Raw genomic sequence first — 2,837 nt, forward strand, 5'->3', positions numbered from 1 at the left:
TCTATTGTGAACCAGACGTATGATGGCGGACGGGTCTTGGCTAAAACGAAGGAATCCGTCCAGCAGCAAGATTGGCCAAATCTTGTTCACGTCGTGCTCGACAACAACAGCAGCGACAATACCGAAGAAATCGTCTCCGCCTATTTGAACAAGCGCATCCCTGTCCTTCGCTTCCGCAATGAAAAGACGCTGGATCAGCGTGAAAACTGGACGAAAGCTTATCGCCTGGTACCACAGGAGGCTGTCTACGTGCGCTATCTCTGCGACGATGACACGATTAGCCCGACGTCGATCTCCAAGATGGCCACACTCGGCGAAACCTTTCCCAATGTCGGGGTCATTGGTAGCCTTCATGACTGCGCAGGTGCTGTTCAAGATTTCTTCTGGCCACCCGGCATGCCGGTTCTCCCCGGCAAGGACGCCATGCGTATGGCGCTGCTGCGTCAGGGCATTTTAATGCCGGTCCAGATGATGTGGCGCCGGCGCGTGACTGACTCGCTCGAACCGCTTTTCGCCGGCGCCATGGACGGCAGCTGGGACCTCGATACGGTTTTCCGGATGCTGGCGATCAGCGATTTCGGTTTCGTGCATGAGGCGCTTGGCTTTACCCGTGTGCACGACAATACGGTCACTGCCTTACATTATGCCGGCAAAACACGCGCCTGGACGCGCGATGGCCTTGATCTGATCATGCGCCACGGCCCGGTCGCCTTCGGGACCGACTACCGCCGCCAGCTTCTCGCGTTTCGTCGCTATTATGTGCGCCGCATTCTGACCTGGTGGCGCGAAGATCGCGGCCGCGAGCATCTGCAACCCCATTTTGATGCACTTGCAAGGGCCGGCTTTGGTGTCAACGGCATGCTCGTCGTCGATGCCGTGCTGGACTGGATTTGCGTCAAGCTTGGCATGCGCCGCGCCTGGACCGGATATCCGGGCTGGCAATAGGCGGCAAACGTTTCGATGACATGAGACAGGAGCATGAGGCTCCCGCTTGGAGGGGTAATGAGTGATCCCGCATTTGAAGGAAATCTAGCATCTTCTGCCATGGGCGCCTTGCCGATGAAGACTGCCAGTTTCCGGTCAATCGCCGAAGGCCTGAACGGTCGCCCCCTTGCCGAACCTCTACTTGAGGCAGCAATGCAGCGATATAGCCGCCCGCGACCAATAGCTCCGGAGGTGACAATCGCCTTTGGACTCGATACCACTTACTTGCCGCACGCAGCTGTTGTGCTGGCATCTCTTATCGCTAACGCGCCGGGCGCAAAACTCCGTTTTCTGATCGTCCATGATGGCATTTCCCCCCAAGCCCGTTCGACCTTCGAACGCTGCGCTAAAGGGCATCGGTTTGATTGGCTCGAGATTAAAGCCTCAAGTGTCCTTGCAATGCCCGGCAAACGCCATATCAGCCGTGCCGGCTACTATCGCTTGATGCTTGCCGAGCTTGCCCCGCCAGATATCGATCGAGTCCTTTATCTCGATGCCGACCTCGTCGTCATGGGTGATATCCGGGAACTCTATGCCTCCGATCTGGGCGAGCATGCAATCGGCGCGGTCTGCGACGTCGGCATGGACGGCGAGGCGTTCGCCGAGCGTTTTCAGCTGCAGCCCAAGCGTCTTGGCTACTTCAATTCCGGTGTACTGCTAATGGATCTCACCAAGCTGCGCGCCAGTGATGATCTTTCCAAAGTCATCACTGTTTTGGAAACGCGCATCGACGATATGGAGTATGGCGATCAGTGCGCTCTAAACGTTGTCTTCTGGAGCCGATGGAAACAGCTTGATATATTGTGGAACGTCCAACGCCGAATGCTGATGCCGCAGGAAGGCAAGCCCTGCTATGCAACTGCAGCCGAAATGAAAAAAGGGCGCCGGCCAAAGATCATCCACTTCACGGAGCACAACAAACCGTGGTCGACGGACGGATGGCATCCGTTGATCTGGACCTATTACCGCTATCTGAAAAAGACCCCCTATCGAGCGCAGGTCCTTAAGCTTGGCAAGGTCCATTTCCTCAAGGATCTGCGTCGGAAAATCAAGACCGTTGTCAACTGGTACCGGTTGCAGGCGTGAGGCAGGCCTGGTCTTCCAGGCGCACATGCTTGATTATGGCGCGCGGCGGCGCAACGGCGCCGGTTACACCTTGCACAGATGGGACGGTCCATGTCTGAAACGTCGCTAGCAACGGCACTTCGAAATGGCATTGCCTGGAATACCATCAACGCGATCTTTTCGCAGAGCGCCGGTTTTGTCATCTTCCTGGTTCTTGCGCGCATGCTGGAACCGGCGGTTTTCGGGGCAGTCGCGCTCTCTGCTGTTGTTGCCGACTTCATCGCCAATGACGGCCGCTATGCCGGCATGGATGCGATCCTGCAGCGTGGTGATTTCGACAAGAAGAGCTTAAACGCGGCCTTCATATCCCTGTCTTTGGTCGCCTTACCCGTCGCGCTCCTGTTGGTCATGGCTGGGCCTTTGATCGCTGGCTTTGAGAACGCGCCACTGGTCGGTTACTATATGCCGATTTTTGGCCTTCTTTTGCTCTTTACGCCGTGGCTGTCGGTGATGGATGCCCTCATAATGCGCGAACTGGGCTTCAAGACGTTTGCCAAGCGCAATATGATTTCGACCCTTGCGGGCGGTGTCGCCGGCATCACGCTGGCGTTCTCACCCCTGGCGATTTGGGCGCTGCCTGCTCAGCGCATTGTCTCGACTTTGGCCGTTGTTGTCTTTGAGTTCCGTCATACCGGTTGGTTTCCCGGGCGTCATCCCAAAAAAGGCGCGTGTCGCGAAATTCTTCGCCGCTTCCTGCCTCTATGGATGGTCGCCGCCATTAACATATC

Annotated in this window: 3 protein-coding genes; all 3 read left to right on the forward strand. The window is 56.8% G+C overall.

The genetic code is table 11. The features are described from left to right. Positions 1-945: glycosyltransferase family 2 protein (locus tag C9413_RS30590; RefSeq protein WP_170251362.1), on the forward strand; the 945-nt coding region annotated here is incomplete at its 5' end. Positions 946-1,002: 57 nt separating this feature from the next. Then, a complete protein-coding gene (locus C9413_RS30595) occupies positions 1,003-2,070 on the forward strand; it encodes a glycosyltransferase family 8 protein (protein WP_170251363.1) in 1,068 nt (355 codons plus the stop codon). Between the two features lie 90 nt (positions 2,071-2,160). Further along, on the forward strand, positions 2,161-2,837 hold a 677-nt coding region (locus C9413_RS30600; protein WP_170251364.1), incomplete at its 3' end, for an oligosaccharide flippase family protein.

It is taken from the genome of Rhizobium sp. SEMIA 4085, from assembly GCF_013004495.1.
Taxonomy (GTDB): Bacteria; Pseudomonadota; Alphaproteobacteria; order Rhizobiales; family Rhizobiaceae; genus Rhizobium; species Rhizobium gallicum.

What these genes read in the sequence shown, in the direction of transcription:
- C9413_RS30595 (WP_170251363.1), top strand. Translation starts at nt 1,003, where the DNA reads ATGAGTGATCCCGCATTTGAAGGAAATCTAGCATCTTCTGCCATGGGC.